At 59.4% G+C, this 21743-nt stretch carries 20 protein-coding genes, 1 tRNA gene and 1 pseudogene; 11 read left to right on the top strand and 11 right to left on the bottom strand.

From position 1 onward, the window contains the following. Window positions 1-202 precede the first annotated feature (202 nt). From ICI42_RS00235 to ICI42_RS00255, 5 genes are all read left to right on the top strand, one after another. A tRNA-His gene (locus tag ICI42_RS00235) sits at window positions 203-279 on the top strand. 220 nt (window positions 280-499) lie between these two features. Then, a complete protein-coding gene (locus tag ICI42_RS00240; RefSeq protein WP_188162543.1) occupies window positions 500-664 on the top strand; it encodes a hypothetical protein in 165 nt (54 codons plus the stop codon). A 161-nt stretch (window positions 665-825) separates the two neighbouring features. Then, window positions 826-1998: a GAF domain-containing sensor histidine kinase gene (locus ICI42_RS00245; RefSeq protein ID WP_188162544.1), complete on the top strand. Its 1173-nt coding sequence runs from the start codon at window positions 826-828 to the stop codon at window positions 1996-1998. Between the two features lie 165 nt (window positions 1999-2163). Continuing rightward, window positions 2164-2661 (top strand): YciE/YciF ferroxidase family protein, encoded by a 498-nt coding sequence (locus ICI42_RS00250; protein WP_188162545.1) that lies wholly within the window; start codon window positions 2164-2166, stop codon window positions 2659-2661. A gap of 140 nt (window positions 2662-2801) precedes the next feature. Beyond that, window positions 2802-3707 (top strand): hypothetical protein, encoded by a 906-nt coding sequence (locus ICI42_RS00255; RefSeq protein ID WP_188162546.1) that lies wholly within the window; start codon window positions 2802-2804, stop codon window positions 3705-3707. A gap of 77 nt (window positions 3708-3784) precedes the next feature. On the opposite strand, the gene ICI42_RS00260 is transcribed toward ICI42_RS00255, so the two are convergent. The 6 genes from ICI42_RS00260 to ICI42_RS00285 all read right to left on the bottom strand — a co-directional run bounded on the left by ICI42_RS00260 (window position 3785) and on the right by ICI42_RS00285 (window position 10674). Beyond that, a complete protein-coding gene (locus ICI42_RS00260; protein WP_188162547.1) occupies window positions 3785-4603 on the bottom strand; it encodes an ABC transporter permease subunit in 819 nt (272 codons plus the stop codon). Beyond that, window positions 4600-5511 (bottom strand): ABC transporter permease subunit, encoded by a 912-nt coding sequence (locus ICI42_RS00265; RefSeq protein WP_188162548.1) that lies wholly within the window; start codon window positions 5509-5511, stop codon window positions 4600-4602. The genes ICI42_RS00260 and ICI42_RS00265 overlap by 4 nt, the downstream gene beginning before the upstream one ends. Window positions 5512-5521: 10 nt before the next feature. Beyond that, complete coding sequence (locus tag ICI42_RS00270; protein ID WP_188162549.1) at window positions 5522-6661, bottom strand: ABC transporter ATP-binding protein; 1140 nt, start codon at window positions 6659-6661, stop codon at window positions 5522-5524. A gap of 73 nt (window positions 6662-6734) precedes the next feature. Then, the gene (locus tag ICI42_RS00275; RefSeq protein WP_188162550.1) at window positions 6735-7832 is read right to left on the bottom strand and encodes a polyamine ABC transporter substrate-binding protein; all 1098 of its coding nucleotides are present in this window, start codon (window positions 7830-7832) and stop codon (window positions 6735-6737) included. Window positions 7833-8150: 318 nt separating this feature from the next. After that, on the bottom strand, window positions 8151-9104 hold the full coding sequence (locus ICI42_RS00280; RefSeq protein WP_188163659.1) for a DMT family transporter: 954 nt from the start codon (window positions 9102-9104) through the stop codon (window positions 8151-8153). 124 nt (window positions 9105-9228) lie between these two features. After that, the gene (locus ICI42_RS00285; RefSeq protein ID WP_188162551.1) at window positions 9229-10674 is read right to left on the bottom strand and encodes a helix-turn-helix domain-containing protein; all 1446 of its coding nucleotides are present in this window, start codon (window positions 10672-10674) and stop codon (window positions 9229-9231) included. A 216-nt stretch (window positions 10675-10890) separates the two neighbouring features. Here ICI42_RS00285 and aceA point away from each other — a divergent pair, with 216 nt between their 5' ends. The 3 genes from aceA to ICI42_RS00300 all read left to right on the top strand — a co-directional run bounded on the left by aceA (window position 10891) and on the right by ICI42_RS00300 (window position 13157). Beyond that, on the top strand, window positions 10891-12180 hold the full coding sequence (aceA, locus tag ICI42_RS00290; protein WP_188162552.1) for an isocitrate lyase: 1290 nt from the start codon (window positions 10891-10893) through the stop codon (window positions 12178-12180). Window positions 12181-12242: 62 nt separating this feature from the next. After that, on the top strand, window positions 12243-12485 hold the full coding sequence (locus tag ICI42_RS00295; protein ID WP_188162553.1) for an SMc00767 family acetate metabolism repressor: 243 nt from the start codon (window positions 12243-12245) through the stop codon (window positions 12483-12485). Window positions 12486-12701: 216 nt separating this feature from the next. Then, window positions 12702-13157, top strand: a complete 456-nt coding sequence (locus tag ICI42_RS00300) for a response regulator (protein WP_188162554.1) — start codon at window positions 12702-12704, stop codon at window positions 13155-13157. Window positions 13158-13163: 6 nt separating this feature from the next. Here the strand turns inward: ICI42_RS00300 and ICI42_RS00305 are convergent, their stop codons facing one another. Next, a complete protein-coding gene (locus tag ICI42_RS00305) occupies window positions 13164-13874 on the bottom strand; it encodes an HAD family hydrolase (RefSeq protein WP_188162555.1) in 711 nt (236 codons plus the stop codon). 132 nt (window positions 13875-14006) lie between these two features. On the opposite strand from ICI42_RS00305, the gene ICI42_RS00310 reads away from it, so the two are divergent. Continuing rightward, the gene (locus tag ICI42_RS00310; RefSeq protein WP_188162556.1) at window positions 14007-15440 is read left to right on the top strand and encodes a glutamine synthetase family protein; all 1434 of its coding nucleotides are present in this window, start codon (window positions 14007-14009) and stop codon (window positions 15438-15440) included. Window positions 15441-15622: 182 nt separating this feature from the next. Continuing rightward, entirely contained in the window at window positions 15623-16909 is a 1287-nt protein-coding gene (locus ICI42_RS00315) for an NAD(P)/FAD-dependent oxidoreductase (RefSeq protein WP_188162557.1), read from the top strand. Here ICI42_RS00315 and ICI42_RS00320 read toward each other — a convergent pair. From ICI42_RS00320 to ICI42_RS00330, 4 genes and pseudogenes are all read right to left on the bottom strand, one after another. Then, the gene (locus ICI42_RS00320; RefSeq protein WP_188162558.1) at window positions 16906-17646 is read right to left on the bottom strand and encodes a polysaccharide deacetylase family protein; all 741 of its coding nucleotides are present in this window, start codon (window positions 17644-17646) and stop codon (window positions 16906-16908) included. The genes ICI42_RS00315 and ICI42_RS00320 overlap by 4 nt on opposite strands. A 9-nt stretch (window positions 17647-17655) precedes the next feature. After that, window positions 17656-17952 (bottom strand): diguanylate cyclase domain-containing protein, encoded by a 297-nt coding sequence (locus tag ICI42_RS23900; protein WP_330999110.1) that lies wholly within the window; start codon window positions 17950-17952, stop codon window positions 17656-17658. Beyond that, window positions 17940-18716, bottom strand: a complete 777-nt coding sequence (locus tag ICI42_RS23905) for a diguanylate cyclase domain-containing protein (RefSeq protein ID WP_269140744.1) — start codon at window positions 18714-18716, stop codon at window positions 17940-17942. Before ICI42_RS23905 ends, ICI42_RS23900 begins: the two co-directional genes overlap by 13 nt. 168 nt (window positions 18717-18884) lie before the next feature. Then, window positions 18885-20010: pseudogene (locus tag ICI42_RS00330) on the bottom strand (beta-ketoacyl-ACP synthase III). 262 nt (window positions 20011-20272) lie between these two features. Here ICI42_RS00330 and zwf point away from each other — a divergent pair. Continuing rightward, the gene (gene zwf, locus ICI42_RS00335) at window positions 20273-21742 is read left to right on the top strand and encodes a glucose-6-phosphate dehydrogenase (protein WP_188162559.1); all 1470 of its coding nucleotides are present in this window, start codon (window positions 20273-20275) and stop codon (window positions 21740-21742) included. The last annotated feature ends 1 nt before the right edge of the window (window position 21743 follow it).

Raw genomic sequence — 21743 nt, forward strand, 5'->3', positions numbered from 1 at the left:
GCACCTCCTCCCGCTGGCCAGACACAAGGAAAAGACCGGCACCTCCTCCCGCCGGTCTTTTTCTGTTGTGGGGACCGTTCCTCGACAGTTCGAGTTTCCTGGCACGCAGTTTCGCGGGGCTGTGAAATACCGGACGATGCGTCGCAAAAGCCTTGAAATGTCATTCAAGAGGCCGTATGGACGCTTCGCGAAAGCAAGATGTGCGGTTGTAGCTCAGTTGGTTAGAGCGCCGGATTGTGGATCCGGAGGTCGGTGGTTCGAGCCCACCCAACCGTACCATTCGGAAGCGCGCATTCGTCGCCGCCCTTTCCAACCATAACCGGCAATCTCTTGAGCTTGGTCAAAGGCGCGCCTTCCTTTCCACGCGGGTCTTGATGTCGTCATTCCCCGAGCAATTGGTGGAAGGCTTACCCGAGCAAGCGCCGCGCCAACCTCACAACCGCGATTTTCAGCTTTGGGTGGCATGATTTTCAGCGCGGTCCTGATGAGGACGGCGACGATGGATATGGCTCGCAGCGTGATCGGTGAGATCACCGAAGTCGGGTTGTCGCTGTTGTCCAAGCGGGATGCGGAAGGCGATACCGACGAAAAGCGTGTCGTATGTGTCGCCCAGCTTATTGCCATGGCGCCTTCGCGACCCGCTGGGTGGTGGAACTGTGGCTGAACTGGAAACCGGCATAGAAGAATGGCGGGGTCTCGGCCGTGCATGTCCGTCTTGTGCGCGAGGCAAAGGGTTGCGACTTGCATCCTTGTCATGCAGGTAGCAGTTTGAATGACACTGTTTCGCTGCCCGCTACGATGGCGCCGCTTGCGGGGAAGACTTAGATGAACAACGATTTTCAGGCTGATATCGATGCCATCGGCAGAATTGCCGCTGTGCCGACGATCCTCGATGTCGTCTGCCGGACGACAGGTATGCGTTTCGCGGCGGTTGCACGCGTGACCGAGGATCGCTGGATCACCTGCGATGTGCTCGACAGCCTCGATTTCGGGCTCAGCCCTGGCGATGAACTCAAGGTGGAAACCACCATCTGCCATGAGATCCGTCAAAGCCAAGAGCCGGTCGTGATCGACAATGTGGCGGAGGATGGGCTCTATTGCGGGCACCAGACACCAGCGATGTATGGCTTCCAAAGCTACATCTCCATGCCGATCGTGCTGAAGGACGGCCAGTTTTTCGGTACGCTTTGTGCATTGGACCCCCTTCCGGCCAAGCTGAAGAACCCCGAAACGATCGGCATGTTTCAGTTGTTTGCGCAACTGATCGCATCCCAGTTGGAAGCCGATGAAGAACTGTCGAAAACCAGAACCGCCCTGCAGGACGAGCGTGAAACGGCTGAGATACGCGAGCAGTTCATCGCAGTTCTCGGCCACGATCTGCGTAATCCCGTAGCCTCGTTAGAAGCTGGCACGAAACTGTTGTTTCGCGGGAATCTGGACGATCAGGGCCAGAAGATCGTCACGCTTATGCAGGGCAGCCTGCTGCGGATGCGGAGCCTGATCGACAATGTCATCGACTTCGCCCGCGCCCGGCTTGGCGACGGCCTGAACCTCCAGATCGACGATGCTGCTCCTTTGATACCGGTCCTCGAGCAGGTCGTGGCGGAAATCCGCTCCATCCATCCCGGCAGGACGATCGAGACGGATTTCCGGCTCGCGGAGAGCGTCGTTTCCGATCAGTCGCGCGTGGCGCAGCTTTTCGGCAATCTCTTGGGAAATGCCATCACCCATGGGTCGCATGAAGCGCCGATCAGAACAGGTGCTGAGGTTCGAGCCGAGACTTTCGAGCTCTGGGTGGAAAATGCAGGACCTCCCATTGCCGAGGAAGCGTTGAGCGGACTGTTCAATCCATTTGTGCGCGGCGCCACCGGAACCCATAGCGCGGGGCTGGGGCTTGGTCTCTACATCGCTTCGGAAATTGCGCGCGGACATGGCGGCAGAATCGATGTGACATCGGACAGCAATGCGACCCGATTCACCTTCCGCATGCCGATGTAACGCCGTTCGTTCCGACGTCTATAGCCGAGTACAATAAAGTTCCGTGGCAATCTAAGTTTTTTCCAGCGCCGTGAGCGGGAACCTTTATGTTTCTGGCGCGCTACCTTGGTGCATTCACAACTCTGTGAACAACGTCTCTGCCGACACGCACCAAGGAAGACCACTATGGCCAAAGAAAAAAACCTCGAAGATCTTTTTCACGACACTTTGAAAGACATCTATTACGCCGAGCGAAAGATCCTCAAGACGCTGCCTAAAATGGCGCGTGCCGCCAGTTCTTCCGAGCTGAAGTCGGCATTCGAAAAGCACAAGGACGAGACTGAAGTTCACGTCGAGCGCCTGCAGCAGATCTTCGAACTGATGGGCAAGCGCGCCCAGGGCAAAACCTGCGATGCCATCGAAGGCATTATTTCCGAAGGCGAAGACATCATCGACACCTTCAAGGGATCGCCTGCAATCGATGCCGGCTTGATTTCCTCTGCCCAGGCGGTCGAACACTACGAAATGACCCGTTACGGCACGCTGAAGCGTTGGGCTGAAGTGCTCGGCATGAGCGACGCGGCGAAGCTTCTGGGCCAAACGCTTGCTGAAGAATCCAAGACCGATGAAGCCTTGACCGCGCTTGCCGACGCATCCGCGAATGAAATCGCCAAGGCTGCCTAGTCTATAGCCCCGCCCTGGCGGGGCTTTTTCTTATTTCAATTCAGGAGACGATCATGGGTCGCGGTATTTTGCTCTGGATGCTTGGAATTCCAATTCCGATTATCATCCTTCTCTTCTTGTTCATGCGCTAGGAGATGGCCATGCAAAACGAGTACACAACTGCCGAAGTTGGCACACAAGTCGAATCGTCGAAATCGGCTGTCAGCTGGGGCCCGATCATCGCGGGCGCTTTCGCGGCTTCGACAATCACCTTTATCCTGATGCTGCTGGGTTCCGGGCTTGGGCTGACAATGGTTTCGCCATGGTCGAATGAGGGCGCAAGCGTCACCACCTTCGCGGTGTCCACGGCGATCTGGCTGATTATCGTACAGTGGCTGGCGTCTGGAGCAGGCGGCTATCTCACCGGTCGGCTTCGCACCAAATGGGTCGGCATCCACACGGACGAAACCTTCTTCCGTGACACAGCGCATGGCTTCATGTCCTGGGCAGTTGCCACGCTGGTGACCGTGATGGTTCTGGGTTCGGCTTTAACATCCGTTATCGGCACAGGCATCCAAACGGCTTCGACGGTTGCGTCCGGCGCGGTGATGGGAGCCACTGCCGGCACGGACACGGAAAGCACCAGCGGCGCGACATCCTACTTTGTCGATTCGCTGTTCCGTCCAAACGACCCCGCCCGTCTTGCAGCACCCGGTGCGGAAGGCGACGCGGCAGCTGCCGCGCAGGCTTCGCGCATTCTAGCCTCAAGTGCGGCAGCGGGGGAGATGACGCCCGAAGACAAGACCTATCTGGCTCAGCTCGTCGCTGCCCGCACAGGCCTATCCGAAGCGGACGCCACCGCTCGTATCGATGCAGTCATTGCTCAGGCCGAGGCTGCCAAGACCCAGGCTATGGAAGCTGCCGATACCGCACGGGCCGCAGCTGCCACCTTCGCCCTGGTCGCAGCCTTGTCAATGATCATCGGTGCCTTCATCGCGAGTGCCGCAGCGGCCCTTGGCGGCAAGCAGCGCGACGATGAAGAAACTGTCTATCTGTCGCAACGTTAAGCCGACAGGCAGATAAGCACCAAAGACCCGCGGCATTTGCGTGCCGCGGGCCTTTTTTTGGTTTGAAGCTGCCGAATTCAGCCGCGTTGAGCGGCGTGCTCGTCACGTTGACGCTGCACTTCGCGGCGTTTGTTGACGACCGAGACCGTGATGACCCCGAGCGTGACGATACCAATGAGGATGGTGCAGGCCGCGTTGATCTCCGGCGTCACCCCCAGCCGAACCTGACTGTATATCTTCATCGGCAGGGTCGTCGCCCCCGGCCCCGAGGTAAACGACGCTATGACAAGATCGTCCAGCGACAACGTAAAGGCGAGCATCCATCCGGAGATGACGGCAGGCAGGATGACCGGCAGTGTCACAGCGAAGAAGGTTTTCACGGGCGTGGCGCCAAGGTCCATCGCCGCTTCTTCGAGTGAACGGTCGAACGACACGAGCCGCGACTGCACAACGACTGCGACGTAGCACATGGCGAATGTCACATGAGCGAGTGTGACCGTCATGAAGCCACGATCGAAGCCGATGGCCACGAACAACAACAGCAGCGACAGGCCGGTGATCACCTCGGGCATCACCAGCGGCGCGAACACCATGCCGGAAAACAACACCCTGCCCCGAAATCGCGTGTAGCGCGTCAGCGCAAGCGCGGCCAGCGTACCCAAAATGGTTGCGATGGTAGCCGAGAGCAGGCCGACGCGGAAGGTGACCCAGGCCGCGTCCATCAGGCCTTGGTTGCGGAACAAAGCGCTGTACCATTTGGTCGAAAAGCCGCCCCAAACAGTGACGAGCTTGGACTCGTTGAACGAAAAGATGACCAGAAGCACGATCGGCAGATAGAGAAAAGCAAAGCCCAGCGTGATCGAGACGATGTTGAAGCGGCTCCAGGTCGCGTTCATTTGCCCTGCTCCTGCGCGCGCGCCTGTGCCTGCTGGAAGAACATGATTGGCACCACCAGCAGAAGCAGCAGGATGATGGCTACCGCCGATGCGACCGGCCAGTCGCGATTGGCAAAAAACTCGTTCCACAAGGTCTTGCCGATCATCAGCGTCTGGGAACCGCCGAGAAGATCGGGAATCACGAATTCGCCCACCGCTGGGATGAACACGAGCAGGCAACCGGCGATGACGCCGGGGAGCGCCAAGGGAAACGTTATCTTCCAAAATGCGCTGATCGGCGGGCAGCCGAGGTCGTTCGCAGCTTCGATCAGCGAGTAGTCCATCTTCTCCAGCGACGCATAGAGCGGCAGGATCATGAACGGTAGATAGGAATAGACGATGCCGATGAAGATGGCGGTGTGGGTGTTGAGGATCACCAGCGGCGTATCGATGATGCCGGTGAACAGCAGGAACTGGTTGAGCAGTCCCTCCGGCTTGAGAATTCCGATCCAGGCATAGACGCGGATCAGAAAACTCGTCCAGAACGGTAGGATGACCAGCATCAACAGCGTCGGCCGCAGCGTGGCCGGCGCCCGCGCCATGCCGTAGGCTACCGGAAACCCGATCAGCAGCGCCAGGAAGGTCGAGATCGCCGCGATGACGACGCTGGATAGATAGGCCCGCATATAGAGCGGATCGCCGCCCAGCCAGGCGTAGTTATCGAAATGAAGGTCGCGGAATTGCGCGAAAAAGGCGCCGATGCCATTGGAAAGGGTCATCACCGGTTCATAAGGCGGCATCGCTATCGCCGTGGTCGACAGCGAAATCTTGAACACGATGATGAACGGCACCAAGAAGAAGGCCAGCAGCCAAAGATAGGGAACGACGATGACCAGCCTGCTGGTGAGGGCGGCGATTGCGCGTTGCATCTCCGTCCCCCTAGCGCGTCAGGATAACGCCGGCATCGGGCCGGAACGATATCCATGCGGTGTCGTCCCAGGTCAGCGGATCTTCCGTGACGCGAGCCGCATTCAGCGCGCTTGCCCGCACCACCTGGCCGCTCGGCAGCTTGACGTGATAAACCGTCATGTCGCCGAGATAGGCGATGTCATAGACCTCGCCCTGCATGGCATTGTCGATACCGGGCGCGGGCTCCTTTGAAGAGACCTTGATCTTTTCGGGCCGGATCGCAAAGGCGACATCGCTGCCCACCGTCGCGTCGGATGCGTTCTCGCTGCGGATGACACCACCGTCGGTCATGATCGTCGCAGCCACACCCTCGCGCGCCGATACCTTGCCTTCGAAGATGTTGACGGTACCGACGAAGCCGGCGACGAAGCGCGAACCCGGCGCCTCATAAACCTCGGCCGGCGTCGCCACCTGCATCACCTCGCCCTTGTCGAGAATCGCGATGCGGTCGGCCATGGTCATGGCCTCTTCCTGGTCATGGGTGACGACGACGAAGGTGAGGCCGAGCTTCTGCTGCAGGTCCATCAGTTCGAACTGGGTTTCCTCACGCAACTTCTTGTCGAGCGCGCCCAGCGGCTCATCGAGCAGCAACACTTTGGGGCGTTTTGCAACAGCACGCGCAAGGGCGACGCGCTGGCGTTGCCCGCCGGAAAGCTGGTGCGGCTTGCGCTTGGCGAACTGGCTCAGCTTGACGAGCTTGAGCATCTCAGCGACGCGCTGCTCGATTTCGACCTTCGCCATGCCATCCTGCTTCAGGCCAAAAGCGATGTTCTGCTCCACCGTCATATGCGGAAACAGCGCGTAGGACTGGAACATCATGTTGACCGGCCGGCGGTAGGGCGGAATGCCGCGCAAATCCTGTCCATCGAGAAGGATGCTGCCGGAGGTAGGCTCCTCGAAACCCGCCAGCATGCGCAGAAGCGTTGACTTGCCACAGCCAGACGCCCCGAGCAGGGCGAAGAACTCACGCTCGTATATGCTCAGAGACAGGTCGTTGACGGCCGTAAAGTCGCCGAACCGCTTCGTGACGTTGCGAAACTCGATATAGGGTTTCGCCGACGGATCAGTCCAGGGCGCAAAGGACCTGCGAATGCTTCCAAGCGAGTTCATGAGCAGGCTCCCCAATTCCCGACGTCATATCTCTAGGAAAAGCCCCGACAGTGGCCTGCCGGGGTCGTTTCGATCACTGGCCCGTAACGATCTTGGTCCAGCTGCGCGTGATCAGCCGCTGTGACTTGGGATCGTAAGGCGAGACAGTGAAGAGCTTGGCTAGAACAGCCTCATCCGGATAGATCGCCGGATCGTCCAGGATTTCCTTGCTGATGAATTGCTGCGAAGCCTTGTTGCCATTGGCGTAGAAAATGACGTCGCTGGCCTTGGCGATGACTTCGGGCCGCATCATGTAATTGATGAATTCATGTGCGGTGTCGACATGTTTGGCATCGGCAGGAATAGCCATCTGGTCGAACCACATTTCCGCGCCTTCCTTCGGAATGACGTAATCGAGGTTCACCCCTTGCTTGGCTTCGATCGCGCGGTCCCGGGCCTGGAAGACGTCGCCGGACCAACCGACCGCAACGCAGATGTCGCCATTGGCGAGCGCATTGATGTACTCTGACGAATGAAATTTGCGGATCGACGGACGGATCGCCATCATCGCTTCTTCGGCTTTGGAGATATCGTCGAGCGAGGTGCTTCCCGCGTCCAAACCGAGATAGTTCAGTACGGTGGGCAGCATGTCGGTGGGCGAATCCAAGACATAAATGCCACATTGGGCGAGCTTGCTCGCATTCTCGGGGTTGAACACGACATCCCAGCTATCGACCTTGTCGATACCGAGCGCGGCCTTCACCTTATCGACATTATAGCCGATACCGACCGTGCCCCACATGTAGTTGATGGAGTATTCGTTGCCGGGGTCGTATTTTGCGGTGCGATCGTTGACCACGTCCCACATGTTCGAAAGGTTCGGCAGCTTTGACTTGTCCAGCTTCTGGAAGACGCCCGCCTGGATCTGGCGCGCCAGGAAGTTGGCGGTGGGCACAACCACGTCATAACCGGAACCGCCGGCGAGGAGCTTTGTCTCAAGGATTTCGTTGGAATCGAAGACGTCATAGACGACCTTGATGCCGGTTTCCTTGGTGAAGTCGTCGATGATGGACGAATCGATATAGTCCGACCAGTTGTAGACATTGACCACACGCTCCTGCGCCGTGGCTGATTGTGCGAACGCAGCGATCATTGCCGTGGCTGCGGTAAGCCAAAGCGCCTTTGTGTTCATCAGGATTCTCCTTTTACGCGTGTGCCCGGGCGACCCTGCCGGGTCCGTCCGAAGGCGGAATTTCGGCTAGCCTATTTGTGTTGCAAGAGGTGGACAAGCACCAATAATGGGCAGGACGCTGCGCACGCACATCAAATTGCGCTTTGCGGAAAAGGCGCAAACGATGGAAGCGTGGAAATGCGACCACCATCGGGGTGGATCGTAAGCCTGCGGAAACGGTTGCCCCTGTCCGACCCCTTGGCAAGATAAGCCTGTGCGTTGTTTGCCCTGCTCGAAAGGTGCCCGTCCTACGGCTTGCTTGTCAATTGGCAAAGACGACTAATTCGGGTTCGGCATGCCGGTGACGCCAGGCTTGCGCGGCAGCGAGTAGCGCCGAAACTCCAGCCCGAGATAGGCAACCAGAGCGAGCACCACCACCGTGCCGCCGATCATGGTGCTGGCCGAGGGAACCTCGCCATGCACGAGCCACACCCAGACTGGACCAAGCACCGGCTCGAAGGTTCCCATCAGCGCTGCGAGCACTGCCGGCACCAGTCGCGCGCCCATGGCAAAGAACGCAAAACCGAGCCCGAGATTGAGTGCACCGAAGACAAACAGGATCATGGCATCCGGCACGCTGGTGATCAGTCCGGACGACTGGAACGCCGCCACAAGGCCTGCCAGAGCGGCACCAAGGCAGGTTGCCGGCGTCATGCGCACATGGGCGTAGCGCCGGGTGATCACGGTTGCGATGGCAAAGCATATCGCTATCAGCAGAGCGAGAGCATCGCCGATCGGGGATACAGCGCCGGTCGCGGATTCCGAGACCATGATGCCGATGCCCAGAATAACGGCGCAAATCGCCATCCATGTCGTCCATGCTATGCGTTCGCGAAAGATCACCCAGGAAATGAGGGCGGCGATGAGCGGCACGCCGGCCTGCATCAGAAGGATGTTGGCAACCGTTGTGTAAGACAGCGCCAGCACGAAACAGGCCGAGGAAATCCCGAAACAGATTGCGACCGCCATGCCTGGAACGCCCATTCCTGCAAACATCCGCAGCGTTCCGCGACGTCCGTCGCGCCACAGCATGAAGCCGACGAGGAAGGCCACCGCCCAGAAAGACCGCCAGAACACCATGGTCCAGCCGTCGGGGGTTTCCACGAAGCGCCCGATCGTGCCGCCGAAACTCCAGGCGAGCGCCGAGAGGAAGACGAGAAGCAAGCCCTGGCGCTCCTCCCCGCTCGTCGAGGACTGCGCAGGCTGCGGCATGGGCGCGGCGAGGTCGGACATGGAGCAACCGGATGGAAAGAGGATGTGCTTCGGCATGAAAGCGCCGGTATCCATAGAGCATTTGCGGGCCATCAGCGTGATCCACGCGGCGTTGATGGCTTGTGGCACGAGCGTGGAACTGGCCTTATTGAAAGTCGAAAGCACTCAGACCGGTGACCATCTCATCGAGGCCGAGCGGGCGGGTGACCGGCGGCTCGGCGCGCGCAAGACATCCCTGCCGCTCGCACAGCCGGCACGCCGGCCCGACAGCCGTCGCGCCGATCTGGATCGGCCGGCCGGCCGGACCGGTGGCTTGCGGCAGTGCCGCGCCGTAGACGATCTCGGCACGGAAGGCGATGTCGCAGCCGAGCAGGATAGCCGTACGGCGCGGACGTTCGTTGAAGGCGCCCTGCGGGCCTTCAAGCGTTCGCGCGACGCAAAGGAACTCGGCTCCATCCGGCATTTGCACAGCCTCGACGAAAATCTGACCCGGCTGGGTGAAGGCGGCATGCACCGGCAGCTTCGGGCAGCCACCACCGAAACGGCTGTGCGGAAAACCTTGCGCGCCCGATCTGCGAAAGCGGTTTCCGGCATTGTCGATCTCCAGCATGAAGAAGGGCGCACCCAGAGCCCCCTGCCGCTGCAGCGTGGTGAGCCGATTGGCCGCCTGCTCGAACGAGACGCCGAAACGCGAGCGCAGCACATCGACATCGTACAAAGCTCGAACGGCCGCGGTCTGAAAAGCCTGGTATGGCATCATCAGCGCATGAGCTGCATAGCGCGCCAGCTCAAACCGGGCGATGCGACGGGCCTCGTCGCTCGACAATTTCAGCGCCTTGATCTCCGCCGCGATGGCTACCTGCATGCGGATCAGGCAAGCCTCCATCGCCACCTCGCGTAATTGGTCGAAGGGCGACAGCCGTTCCGACAGGAACAGCCGCTGGGAATGCCGGTCGTAGCGGCGGCGCCAGTTGGGCATGGTCGTCACCGGCAGGACCTTGACCACGATGCCGTAGTCGCGCTTCAACCAGGCCTTCAATGCACCCATGAGATCGTCTCGCGGATCGAGCAGCGAAACGAAGGCGTCCGCCTCTTCTTCGATCGACTGAAAATGGTTCGGACGCCGCTCGAAGACCTCATTCACTTCGTCGATCGGAAGCCGCGCTGAGGAAAGCGCGGTTGCCTTGCCCTCCTGCGCCAGCAATTCCGAGAGGTCCGACAAGCGCTCGGCCTGCTCGCGATAGGCGCGGAACAGCTTGACCACCGCAGCGGCAGCATTCGGCGCGGCTTCAGCGATTTCGATCAGTTCCTGGTCGCCAGGCAGTTCGCCCGACAAAAGCGGATCCGAGAACACCTCGCGCAGGGCAGCGATGGAGCCGCCCGCTTCGCCATGCAATTCCTCCGGCTCGACCTTGTAGGCGGATGCCAGCTTCAAGATCAGTTGCACCGTCAGGGGCCGCTGGTTGCGCTCGATCAGGTTGAGATAGGACGGAGAAATGCCCAGGCCCTCTGCCATCGCGGTCTGGGTCAACCCCTTCGCGATGCGGATGCGCCTGATCCGAGGCCCGGCGAAAATCTTCTGCTCTGCCATTTGTTTACACCGGATTTACAACAACGCCGCGCGAGTTATTTACAATATTTACAAATTTACACACCGATGCAGTCAAAGACAAGACAGGTTTTCTTCAAATATGGCGCTATTTGAGCGGTTTTCCTCGCCTTCTGTGCAGCGCAATGTAAATCAAGTCATACACGAATGACACGCGAGGCCTGCGGCGTCAGATATCAGAGCCTGAGGGAGTACACTATGACTGACTTTTACAATCTCGTTCCATCCGCAGCCGGTGGTCGTTTCGATGGCATCGAGCGACCCTACACTCCCGAAGATGTGACGAAACTGCGTGGCTCCGTTCAGATCAAGCACAGCATCGCCGAAATGGGCGCAAACCGGCTGTGGCAGTTGATCAACCAGGAAGACTTCGTCAATGCGCTTGGCGCCCTATCAGGCAACCAGGCCATGCAGATGGTTCGCGCCGGGCTGAAGGCGATCTATCTTTCAGGTTGGCAGGTCGCCGCGGACGCCAACACCGCTTCGGCAATGTACCCAGACCAGTCGCTCTATCCGGCGAATGCGGCGCCCGAGTTGGCCAAGCGCATCAACAAGACGCTGCAGCGCGCCGACCAGATCGAGACGGCGGAAGGCAGGGGCCTTTCGGTCGATACCTGGTTTGCACCGATTGTCGCCGATGCCGAAGCCGGCTTCGGCGGCCCGCTGAATGCCTTCGAGATCATGAAAGCGTTTATCGAGGCGGGTGCCGCCGGCGTCCACTTCGAGGACCAGTTGGCTTCTGAAAAGAAGTGCGGCCATCTCGGCGGCAAGGTCTTGATCCCGACGGCAGCTCATATTCGCAACCTTGATGCGGCACGTCTTGCAGCGGATGTAATGGGCGTGCCATCGCTCATTATCGCTCGTACGGATGCGGAAGCAGCCAAGCTTTTGACCTCCGACATCGATGAGCGCGACCAGCCCTTCGTCGATCACGACAAGGGACGTACCGTCGAAGGCTTCTACCATGTTAAGAACGGCATTGAGCCCTGCATCGCGCGGGCCATAGCCTATGCCCCGCATTGCGACCTGATCTGGATGGAAACCGGCAAGCCGGATCTCGCCCAGGCGCGGAAGTTTGCAGAAGCGGTGCATAAGGCACATCCGGGCAAGAAGCTCGCCTACAACTGCTCGCCGTCTTTCAACTGGAAGAAGAACCTCGACGACGCGACCATTGCCAAATTCCAGCGCGAGTTGGGCGCTATGGGCTACAAGTTCCAGTTCATCACCCTCGCCGGCTTCCACCAACTGAACTACGGCATGTTCGAACTGGCTCGCGGCTACAAGGACCGGCAGATGGCTGCCTATTCCGAGTTGCAGGAGGCGGAATTCGCGGCCGAAGTCAACGGCTACACTGCAACCAAGCACCAGCGCGAAGTCGGCACCGGCTATTTCGATGCCGTCTCCATGGCAATCACCGGAGGCCAGTCCTCGACGACAGCCATGCACGAATCGACCGAGCACGAACAGTTCCGCCCTGCGGCGGAGTGACGGAAACGACCGACCTTCGCTAAGGCCGGCTGCCACCCAAGGAAGCACCCAGGAGAAGAACAATGACACCCAAGACCCGAGTCAAGGAACGTGCCGAAGAACAGTCGAGCACCATGAATGCCGACCAGCAAGCCACCATTCGCATGGTCGCAAACGATCTCCACCGGCTCAACCAGTCGGTCATGAAGGCAGTGGAAGCGGGTGTTTCCGTCGAGCTGGTGCGGTCGGCCCGTCACCATGGGGGCGAAGGCAACTGGGGCGACCTGCTCATCCCGGTCATCGTTTCACAAAGCGCGCATGGGTGAACCTCACGATCCGCACCTCAACGAAATCCCCGCCCGACAAGGCGGGGATTTTCTTGCGGCTCCACCCATTGCTTTCGCTGAAGGAAGGCGGCGCTAGAAATTTTCACAACTTCAAACTTAAACTTCATCAGAAAGTAGACTTGACTCCCACCAGGCCAGTGCTGCATCTCAAACCTGCAATTCAACCTAGCATTGAATTTCAGCAAGAGAGAGCGCATGGACCGTCAGAGCCCTGATGCCAGGGATGAGGAAATTTCAACTGACCCCACGCCTTCTTCAAGGCGCATAGCACCTGTTGATGCTTCCCGCGTGCTGATCGTCGCGACTTCGCGGATCAACCGAATTGTTGTCGCCAAGATCATCGAGAGGTCAGGGTTGAAAATCCTGTCGGACTTGCCGGAAAATGCCGAAAGCATCCTAGATCGTCTGACTCCGGGAACTGTGATCCTCGACTGCGGGCCTGAAAATCGCGACTGCGAGCATCTGATGACGCGCCTTGCGACACTGCGGCAAAACACGCAGGACGGGCTGCCGAAGGTGGTTCTTTTGACGAGCCGACTCCCAGCCGCTGCAAATATCGTGGTATCAGAGGCCGTCGATGCGGTTGTGCCCAAGCCTATCATACCGGAGCGGTTACAGGCTGTTGTCGATCGCCTGAGCGGCAGGGACTGACACGCGTCAGCCGATCGTTTCCACAACCGGCAACAGCTCTCCCAAATGCGAAAGCCGCCGAAACCGTGGCTCGGTCTCGGGCTCGTCCGCGTGTTCGAGCACCCATGTCAGGTCATGTGGCACATACACGCCCCAACTGCCCGCCTGAAGTGCCGGCACCACATCCGATTTCAGCGAATTGCCCACCATCATGCTTCGCCCAGCGCCATCGCCATGGCGAGCGAAGATGCGTTCGTAAGTCTCGCGCGACTTGTCGCTGACGATTTCGACGGCATCAAAGATATCGCCGAGGCCTGACTGGGCGAGCTTGCGCTCCTGGTCGAACAGATCGCCCTTGGTGATCAGCATGAGGCGGTAGCGACCAGCCAATGCTTCCAGCGTCTCGTGAACATGCGGCAACGTTTCGATGGGATGACGCAGCATCTCGCGCCCTGCGGCAAGGATTTTTGCAATAACGTCGGCCGGCACCCGTCCTTCGGTCACCTCTATCGCAGTTTCGATCATCGACAGCGTGAAACCCTTGATACCAAAGCCATAGAGCCCAAGATTGCGCCGTTCCGCGTCCAGAAGGCGCGAGAGCAAATGCTGCTTATCCGCGTGATCGGCCAATAGATCAGCGAATTGCGCCTCAGTCAGGCGAAAGAACTGTTCATTCTGCCAGAGCGTATCGTCAGCGTCGAAGCCGATCGTGGTGAGATTTTGAGCCAATCCACCCATGACATTCTCCCCTATCCAAGAAGCGGACCCGTCATATCCTGCATAAGCATAGGACGGCAAACCACCTGCCCCTTCCCTTCCCGCTATGGGCACGGCTATACTCGCCCATCCGCAACACGCAATTGGTGATTGATGCCGCCTGCCAAAAAGGAAGTCCGTCCGTCGAACCGCGGAGGACGTACCCGTACGCCTGCCTTCGTGAAAAATCTGCGGGGCGTCAAGGACTGGAAAGAGGCGTCCGGCTGGCTCGACTGGCGCGGCATCGAGGACATTGAGTGTATTACGCCCGACCAGGCGGGCGTTGCGCGCGGCAAGATGATGCCGTCCAAGAAATTCACCTCGAACACCTCGCTGGCGCTGCCATCAGCTGTGTTCATGACCACCATCACCGGCGGCTATCCCGAGGACGGCAACGGCTTTTCCTACCCGGAAGATGACGGCGACCTGAAGCTCGTGCCCGACCTCGATACGCTTTCCGTCGTGCCCTGGGAGAGCGATCCAACCGCGCAGGTCATCTGCGACCTGGTGCATCAGGATGGTCGAGCGGTGGAGTTCACCCCCCGCAACGTTCTCCGGAAGGTGCTTGCCGCCTATGACAAATTGGGCCTCAAGCCCGTCGTCGCGCCGGAGATAGAATTCTATCTCGTCCGCAAAAACCCCGATCCGGATTATCCGCTGACCCCGCCCGTCGGCCGTTCCGGCCGCCCCATCGGCGGTGGCGCAGGCTATTCCATCGCCGGCGTCAACGAGTTCGATGAGCTGATCGACGACATCTATCACTTCTCCGAAAGCCAGGGCCTAGAGATCGACACGTTGATCCACGAGGAAGGTGCTGGACAGCTCGAGATCAATCTGCGCCACGGCGACCCGATCGAACTGGCTGACCAGGTGTTTTTGTTCAAGCGCACCATCCGCGAGGCGGCGCTGAAACACGAAACCTACGCCACCTTCATGGCCAAGCCGATCCAAGGACAGCCTGGTTCGGCCATGCACATCCACCAGTCCATCGTCGAGAAGAAAACAGGCCGAAACATCTTCAAAAACGAGGATGGCACGGAGTCGGATGCGTTTTTTCACTTCATTGGCGGCATGCAGAAGCATGTTCCAAATGCGCTGGTGATGCTTGCGCCCTATGTGAATTCCTATCGCCGCCTCACCCAGGCAGCATCCGCCCCCGTCAACAACAAATGGGGCTATGACAACCGCACCACGGCTTTCCGCGTGCCGCGTTCCGACCCGTCCGCCCGGCGCGTCGAAAACCGCATCCCCTCCTCCGATGCCAATCCCTATCTGGCGCTCGCGGCTTCGCTGGCCTGCGGCCTGATCGGGTTGCAGAAAAAACTACCTGCCGAACCGCCCATCCTGACGACCGCCAACGAGGACGAGATCGACCTGCCACGCGGCCTGCTCGAGGCGGTGGATTTGTTCGAGGCCGACGAGGAGCTGCGGGCGGCGCTCGGCCAGTCCTTCTGCGCCACCTATGCCGCCATCAAACGCGCCGAGTTCGAGACCTTCATGGAAGTCATCAGCCCGTGGGAGCGGGAGTTTTTGCTGTTGAATGTTTGAGCGAGTAGCGAGTAGCGAGTAGCGAGTAGCGAGTAGCGAGTAGCGAGTAGCGAGTAGGATTATGGTAGGTATTTCATAGTGCAAGAACCAGTTACCCGCGTCTGCTTGAGGGTTCTTTTTTCCCTATTCGCTATTGGCTACTCGCCACTCGCTCATTCTCATTCGGTACTTGCTTGACGCTCATGCCCTACCAATCCCCCATCTCTCCCGGCATTTCCTGGTACGAGGATACCGCAGGTCCGCGCCCGACCTATCCGGCACTCGACGGCGATCAGAGCGTCGACGTGGTCATTGTCGGTGGCGGCTATACCGGCATGTCGGCGGCCGTGCATTTGGCGAAGGCAGGGACGCGCGTCGCGCTGATCGAGGCGCATCGGCTTGGCGATGGCGCTTCGGGGCGCAATGGCGGACAAATGGGCACCGGGCAGCGCGCCTGGACCGAAGAGCTTGAAGCCGAACTCGGCCTCGAACGCGCAAAGGCTTTGTTCAGCCTCGCCGAAGAGGCCAAGGCGCATCTTATGGAGTTCACCGCCACCAACGGCATCGACATGGAGTATGTGCCCGGCCAGATGTCGGTGACGCACAAGAAGCGCTATCTCGACGAATACAAGCGTCATGCCGAACTGATGACCGAGCGCTACGACTATCCGCATATAAGTTTCATGGATGCAAAGGAGACAGCCGAGCGGCTTGGCTCAACGGCCTATTTCGGTGGCGTGCGCGACACCGGTACAGGTCACATTCACCCATTGAAGCTCGCAATCGGCACAGCCCGTGTCGCCGCCGAAGCCGGCGCGATGCTGTTCGAGAATACCAAGGCGACAAACATCGCCAGTTCAGGCGGCAAGGTGCGTGTCACCACGGCCAACGGCACCATCACCGCCGACAAATGCCTGATCGCCGTCAATGCCTATGGCGGCAATCTCGAACCGGTCAGCGCCGCCCATGTCATGCCTATCGGCTCCTTCATCGGGGCGACCGTTCCGCTCGGCGCCGACAGCCCGGTGCTTCCGGGCGGCGAGGCGGTCGACGATTCGCGCTTCGTCGTGCGCTATTTCCGCCGGTCGCAAGATGGTCGCCTGCTCTTCGGTGGCCGGGAGGTCTACGGGGTGGACGACGCCAAGGATATCCACATCCATATCCGCAAGCAGATCAGCGAGGTCTATCCCGGCCTCAAGGATATCGAGATCACGCATGGCTGGGGCGGCTATGTCGGCATCACGCTGCCGCGCAAGCCGTTCGTGCGCGAGGTGATGCCGAAGGTCATCTCCGCCGGCGGCTATTCCGGCCATGGCGTGATGCTGTCGAATTTCGTCGGCAAGCTTTATGCGGAGACGATCAGCGGCAATCGCGACAGGCTCAGGCTGTTCGAAGACCTCGACATACCGCCCTTTCCGGGCGGGCGTCGCTTCCGCACGCCGCTGCTCTTCCTCGCGCTCAACTGGTACGCGCTGCGCGACCGGCTCTAGTCATAGGATTCGATGGTGCCGAAGGCGTAGCCTTTTGCCTTCAACCCGCCAATCAGCGCCGTGAGATTGGACGTGCCGTCGTAGCTGTCCTGAAACATCTCGTCATGCATCAGCAGAATGAGCTTCCCGGGCTTCACCAGCCTGCCATGCGAGAACAGGTTGTCGATCTCCGACAGCAGGTGCTCCACGCTCTGCACTGGCTTGCCGCGACTGTCGTGCACCCATTCGTGATCCCAGCCATAGAGATAAAAGCCCTCGGCTGCGGCAAACTCGAAGTCGGGCTCCTCGCGGTTGTCCTCGGCCTTGCCGATGGAGAAGTCGTCGGAGGAAAAATCCGGCAGGCGGAAAACATCGCGGCCGGGAAGTCGCGTGTGGAACGGTTTTTTCGTCAGCCCCAGCACGGTGTTGGCGCGTTCGAGATCGGCCACCACCGCATCGGTGTCGGCATAGAAATGCCGGTACTGGTCATGCGCATGAGAATAGCTGTGGTTTCCCACCGTCACCAGCGGCATGGCCTTGGCCTTCGCCAGAAGCGCCTCATGCGCCGGACTTGCCTCTACATGCATTCCGACCATGAACAGCGTGGCCGGCACGCTCTCCGTCTCCAAAACGCTCAAGATGTTGGCTGTGCCCGTCAACGGACCGTCGTCGAATGTCAGATAGACCGTACGCTGCTGTCCGAAAGCTGGGCCGGCCAGCCCGGCCAGCACCGCCAGACACGACAGAAATATCTTCATTAAGCTCTCTCAGTTGCTCAGCGGAATCCTAGGTTCCTGCAGACCTGAACCCAAGCCCTTGATGGGATTCGCAGCCTCGTAGATCCGGAAGGTATTGCGGCCGGCAGCTTTGGCCTCGTAGAGCGCAATATCGGCGCAAATCAGCAGGTCTGAAGGCGGGCAAGCGTCAAAGGTTGCAACCCCGACCGACACGCCCATGCCAAGCTGCATGCCGCGATGTTCAAAAGGGCGGGCAATTGTCTCGACAATGCGCTGGCACAGATCGACGAGGTTTGCCGCATCGTCATAAGTCGCTAAACGGCGAATTCATCGCCTCCGATGCGCGACACCAGACGTGCATCCTCACAGATCGTCAACAGCCGCTGGCCGGCTTCCTTGAGGCAATCGTCGCCGGCGGCATGACCATAGCTGTCGTTGATGCTCTTGAATCCGTCCATGTCGATCAGCAACAGCGCGTCGGCGCGCTGATGCGGAAAGACGATCTCGCCGACTTCTGCCAGCATCGACTGGAACCGGCTGCGGTTTGCAAGTCCAGTCAGGACATCGAACTCCGCGAGATAACGCGTGCGGTCGGCAAGGTTCTTTTCTTCGGTGATGTCCTGCTTCATACCGAATATGCGCTGGGGCATCTCTCCATCGCATTCCACGGTTGCCGTGATCCGCATCCAGCGCTTATTGCCCTTCTCGGTGACGATTTCGGCGTCCATCGTGAATCCGGAGCGCTCCTCGATGGCTTTGTCGCGCAGCCGCTTAAGTTCACGTGCCGACTCCTCGCTATAGAGGGCAAGCGTCTTGCCCCTCGTAATATCGAAATCGCGCGGCAGGTCGAAGATGTCATAGACGACATCCGTCCAACGCAACGTCTCGGCCGGCAGCTCGCATTCCCACACTCCAATGCGCGCGGCCGCCGATGCCCGATCGAAAATCTTGCGGCTGTGCTTGAGTTCGGCCTGGAGCGTGTCGATGAGTTCCTGCTGTTTCTTCAGCTGCTTCCTCAACGCCGCGACCCCGGCTTCATCCTGCCGGCCGGCGCGGGAGAAGCCCTGAATCTTCTGCGAACGATGAGACATGCTAGGCTCGATGTGACATTGCGGGGCATTTTCACTTCATGCCGCAGCCATTAACAATTCCTATGCCTTGCGATGGCGCGACGGTCATGAGTCATGTTTGTGGAGCACTCCAGAAAAACGAAGTTAGAAGAAGGTTAATCAAGACGCAATGCGGACTCTGCACAAACCTTACATTCTTCTTACAATCACGCTTCCCGCAGAGTATCCGGCGCCAAAAGAACAAATCACGCCAAGGCTTCCTGAGGGCAAATCATCGGAATATTTTGAAAAAGCGATGATCGAACCGGCTGACGAGGTGTTGGCGTAGTCCTGCAATACGTTGGGCTGCTCTTTCACGGCTCGGCTCGCGGCCAAGCACCTTCTGCCCGATCATGTCGTTCATGCCCTTATTGGCCTGATGCAGCCACAGCCGCGACAGCTTGGAAGGCTCGATATTCTCGTCGGCGAGATGTCCGAGCATCAGATCGGCCACCATGGGTACGACCTGCTTGAAGACCTTGCGGCCCTCCTGGTGGAACTGCATATCGCGGCGGTCGGCCATGTGTCCCTCGCGCGTGCGGCGCAGGAAGCCGTTGTTGTTGCGGATGTTGTTGGAAAACTCGGTGATGCAACGGGTCGACAGCACCTCGTAGGCCCCTTCGGTCTTCACATCCTCAGCCCGCTGGATAACGACGGCGGTGCAGACATCGCCGAAGATGAAATGGCAGTCCCGGTCGCGCCATTCCTGGTGGCCCGACGTGATCTCCGGGTTGACCATCAGCACCGCCCGCACCGAGCCGGTGCGCACCATGTCGGCGGCAAGCTGGATACCGAAGGTGGCCGACGAGCAAGCCACGTTCATGTCGAAGGCGAAGCCCTTGATGCCGAGCGCCTGCTGAACTTCGATGGCAATTGCAGGATATGCGCGCTCGTGGTTGGAAGCAGCACAGATCACCGCATCGACATCGCCTGCAGCCAGCCCAGCCTTCTTCAAAGCCTCGTCGGCAGCTTTGACGGAAATTTCCGCCATGATCGACAACTCGTCTTCCGTCCGCTCCGGCAAGACCGGGTGCATGATGCCGGGATCGACGATGCCGAACTTGCTCATCACGTGGCGCCGCTCGATGCCGGACGCCTTTAGAATAAATTCCTCGCTCGACATCGGCATCGGCTCGCGCTCGCCGGCGTCGATGGCCGCCGCATGAAGCGCATTCTGCCGAAGGGCATATTCGTTGTAGGACGCTACCAGTTCGGCGTTGGTGATCACCTCTTCCGGAGTGAAGATGCCAGTTCCCGTGATCGCAACCCTATGCATGACGTCTCCAACCCCCGTTTTGCCTTTGGCATCGCTTTGCACATTGCGCATATAGCGACAAATCGCAGCGATGGAAGGCAGCAGCCTGCGACGATACCGCGTCTTGAAGCCTTGGATTTACCAACCCAAAGCCACTATGTTGCGCGTTAACTGCTTCGCTTCCGCCCGTTCCGATGGAAGACCGGGGCGCAAGGCGATTTTGGTACTGGTAATTTTAAATCGATTAGATTATTTGAAGCTCATCACGCAGAACGGATGAAGAATGACTAGCCAGATCATCCCCGTCGACCCCTTTGATTTCATCGTCTTTGGAGGCACCGGCGACCTCGCGGAGCGCAAGCTCCTGCCCTCGCTTTATCATCGCCAGCGCGACCACCAGTTTTCCGAACCGACGCGGATCATCGGCGCCTCGCGCTCCAAGATGACCGACAAGGAATTCCAGGACTTTGCCCGCAAGGCGATCAAGGAGCACGTCAAGGAAGAGTATATCGACGACACGGAACTGAAGACGTTTCTGGCGCGGCTGAGCTATGTCGCGGTTGACGCCGTGTCGGGCGACGGCTTCGAAGACCTTAAAAAGGCAATTGGCGACAGCAAGGCCATTCGCGCCTTTTATCTTGCGGTGTCCCCCAGCCTGTTCGGCAGCATTGCCGACAACCTCAAGGGGCACAAGCTTGTCACGCCGGAATCGCGCATCGTCGTCGAAAAGCCCATCGGGCGCGACCTCGCCTCGGCAAAGGCGCTGAACAAGCTGATCGGCGATGATTTCGAAGAGCATCAGATCTTCCGCATCGACCATTACCTTGGCAAAGAGACCGTGCAGAACCTGATGGCGCTGCGTTTTGCCAATGCGCTCTACGAGCCGCTGTGGAATTCCGCCCATATCGACCACGTGCAGATCACCGTGGCTGAGACCGTCGGCCTCGAGGACCGCGTCACCTATTACAACAATGCCGGCGCGCTGCGCGACATGGTGCAGAACCATATGCTGCAGCTTCTTTGCCTCGTTGCCATGGAAGCCCCGTCGTCGATGGAAGCCAATGCCCTGCGCGACGAGAAGCTGAAGGTGCTGAACTCCCTGAAGCGCATCAATGGCAACGAGGCGCCAAAGCATACCGTGCGCGGACAATATCGCGCAGGCGCATCCGCCGGTGGCCCGGTCAAGGGTTATGTCGAGGAACTGGGTGCGGAGAGCAACACCGAGACCTTCGTCGCCATCAAGGCCGAGATCGCCAACTGGCGCTGGGCGGGCGTGCCGTTCTATCTGCGCACAGGCAAGCGGCTTGCCACCCGCGTTTCCGAGATCGTCATCGAGTTCAAGCCGATCCCGCACTCTATCTTCGGCGAAAATGCCGGCTCGATTTTCAACAATCAGCTCGTCATCCGGCTGCAGCCCGACGAGGGCGTCAAGCAGTTCATCATGATCAAGGATCCCGGTCCGGGCGGCATGCGCCTGCGCCAGATTCCGCTCGACATGAGTTTCGCGCAAAGTTTCACCGGACGTGCTCCGGATGCGTATGAACGGCTGATCATGGATGTCATTCGCGGAAACCAGTCGCTGTTCATGCGCCGCGATGAAGTCGAGGCGGCGTGGAACTGGATCGATCCGATCCAGCATGCGTGGGAAGAAGGCCGCCAGGACGTGCAGGGCTACACAGCCGGCACCTGGGGTCCGTCCTCTTCCATCGCCTTGATCGAGCGCGACGGTCGCACCTGGCACGAGAGCAACTGAC

The sequence above is a fragment of the Oryzicola mucosus genome (assembly GCF_014534685.1).
GTDB lineage: Bacteria > Pseudomonadota > Alphaproteobacteria > Rhizobiales > Rhizobiaceae > Oryzicola > Oryzicola mucosus.

What these genes read in the sequence shown, in the direction of transcription:
- ICI42_RS00240 (WP_188162543.1), top strand. Translation starts at nt 500, where the DNA reads ATGGATATGGCTCGCAGCGTGATCGGTGAGATCACCGAAGTCGGGTTG.
- ICI42_RS00245 (WP_188162544.1), top strand. Translation starts at nt 826, where the DNA reads ATGAACAACGATTTTCAGGCTGATATCGATGCCATCGGCAGAATTGCC.
- ICI42_RS00250 (WP_188162545.1), top strand. Translation starts at nt 2,164, where the DNA reads ATGGCCAAAGAAAAAAACCTCGAAGATCTTTTTCACGACACTTTGAAA.
- ICI42_RS00255 (WP_188162546.1), top strand. Translation starts at nt 2,802, where the DNA reads ATGCAAAACGAGTACACAACTGCCGAAGTTGGCACACAAGTCGAATCG.
- ICI42_RS00260 (WP_188162547.1), bottom strand. Translation starts at nt 4,603, where the DNA reads ATGAACGCGACCTGGAGCCGCTTCAACATCGTCTCGATCACGCTGGGC.
- ICI42_RS00265 (WP_188162548.1), bottom strand. Translation starts at nt 5,511, where the DNA reads ATGCAACGCGCAATCGCCGCCCTCACCAGCAGGCTGGTCATCGTCGTT.
- ICI42_RS00270 (WP_188162549.1), bottom strand. Translation starts at nt 6,661, where the DNA reads ATGAACTCGCTTGGAAGCATTCGCAGGTCCTTTGCGCCCTGGACTGAT.
- ICI42_RS00275 (WP_188162550.1), bottom strand. Translation starts at nt 7,832, where the DNA reads ATGAACACAAAGGCGCTTTGGCTTACCGCAGCCACGGCAATGATCGCT.
- ICI42_RS00280 (WP_188163659.1), bottom strand. Translation starts at nt 9,104, where the DNA reads ATGTCCGACCTCGCCGCGCCCATGCCGCAGCCTGCGCAGTCCTCGACG.
- ICI42_RS00285 (WP_188162551.1), bottom strand. Translation starts at nt 10,674, where the DNA reads ATGGCAGAGCAGAAGATTTTCGCCGGGCCTCGGATCAGGCGCATCCGC.
- aceA (WP_188162552.1), top strand. Translation starts at nt 10,891, where the DNA reads ATGACTGACTTTTACAATCTCGTTCCATCCGCAGCCGGTGGTCGTTTC.
- ICI42_RS00295 (WP_188162553.1), top strand. Translation starts at nt 12,243, where the DNA reads ATGACACCCAAGACCCGAGTCAAGGAACGTGCCGAAGAACAGTCGAGC.
- ICI42_RS00300 (WP_188162554.1), top strand. Translation starts at nt 12,702, where the DNA reads ATGGACCGTCAGAGCCCTGATGCCAGGGATGAGGAAATTTCAACTGAC.
- ICI42_RS00305 (WP_188162555.1), bottom strand. Translation starts at nt 13,874, where the DNA reads ATGGGTGGATTGGCTCAAAATCTCACCACGATCGGCTTCGACGCTGAC.
- ICI42_RS00310 (WP_188162556.1), top strand. Translation starts at nt 14,007, where the DNA reads ATGCCGCCTGCCAAAAAGGAAGTCCGTCCGTCGAACCGCGGAGGACGT.
- ICI42_RS00315 (WP_188162557.1), top strand. Translation starts at nt 15,623, where the DNA reads ATGCCCTACCAATCCCCCATCTCTCCCGGCATTTCCTGGTACGAGGAT.
- ICI42_RS00320 (WP_188162558.1), bottom strand. Translation starts at nt 17,646, where the DNA reads ATGAAGATATTTCTGTCGTGTCTGGCGGTGCTGGCCGGGCTGGCCGGC.
- ICI42_RS23905 (WP_269140744.1), bottom strand. Translation starts at nt 18,716, where the DNA reads ATGTCTCATCGTTCGCAGAAGATTCAGGGCTTCTCCCGCGCCGGCCGG.
- zwf (WP_188162559.1), top strand. Translation starts at nt 20,273, where the DNA reads ATGACTAGCCAGATCATCCCCGTCGACCCCTTTGATTTCATCGTCTTT.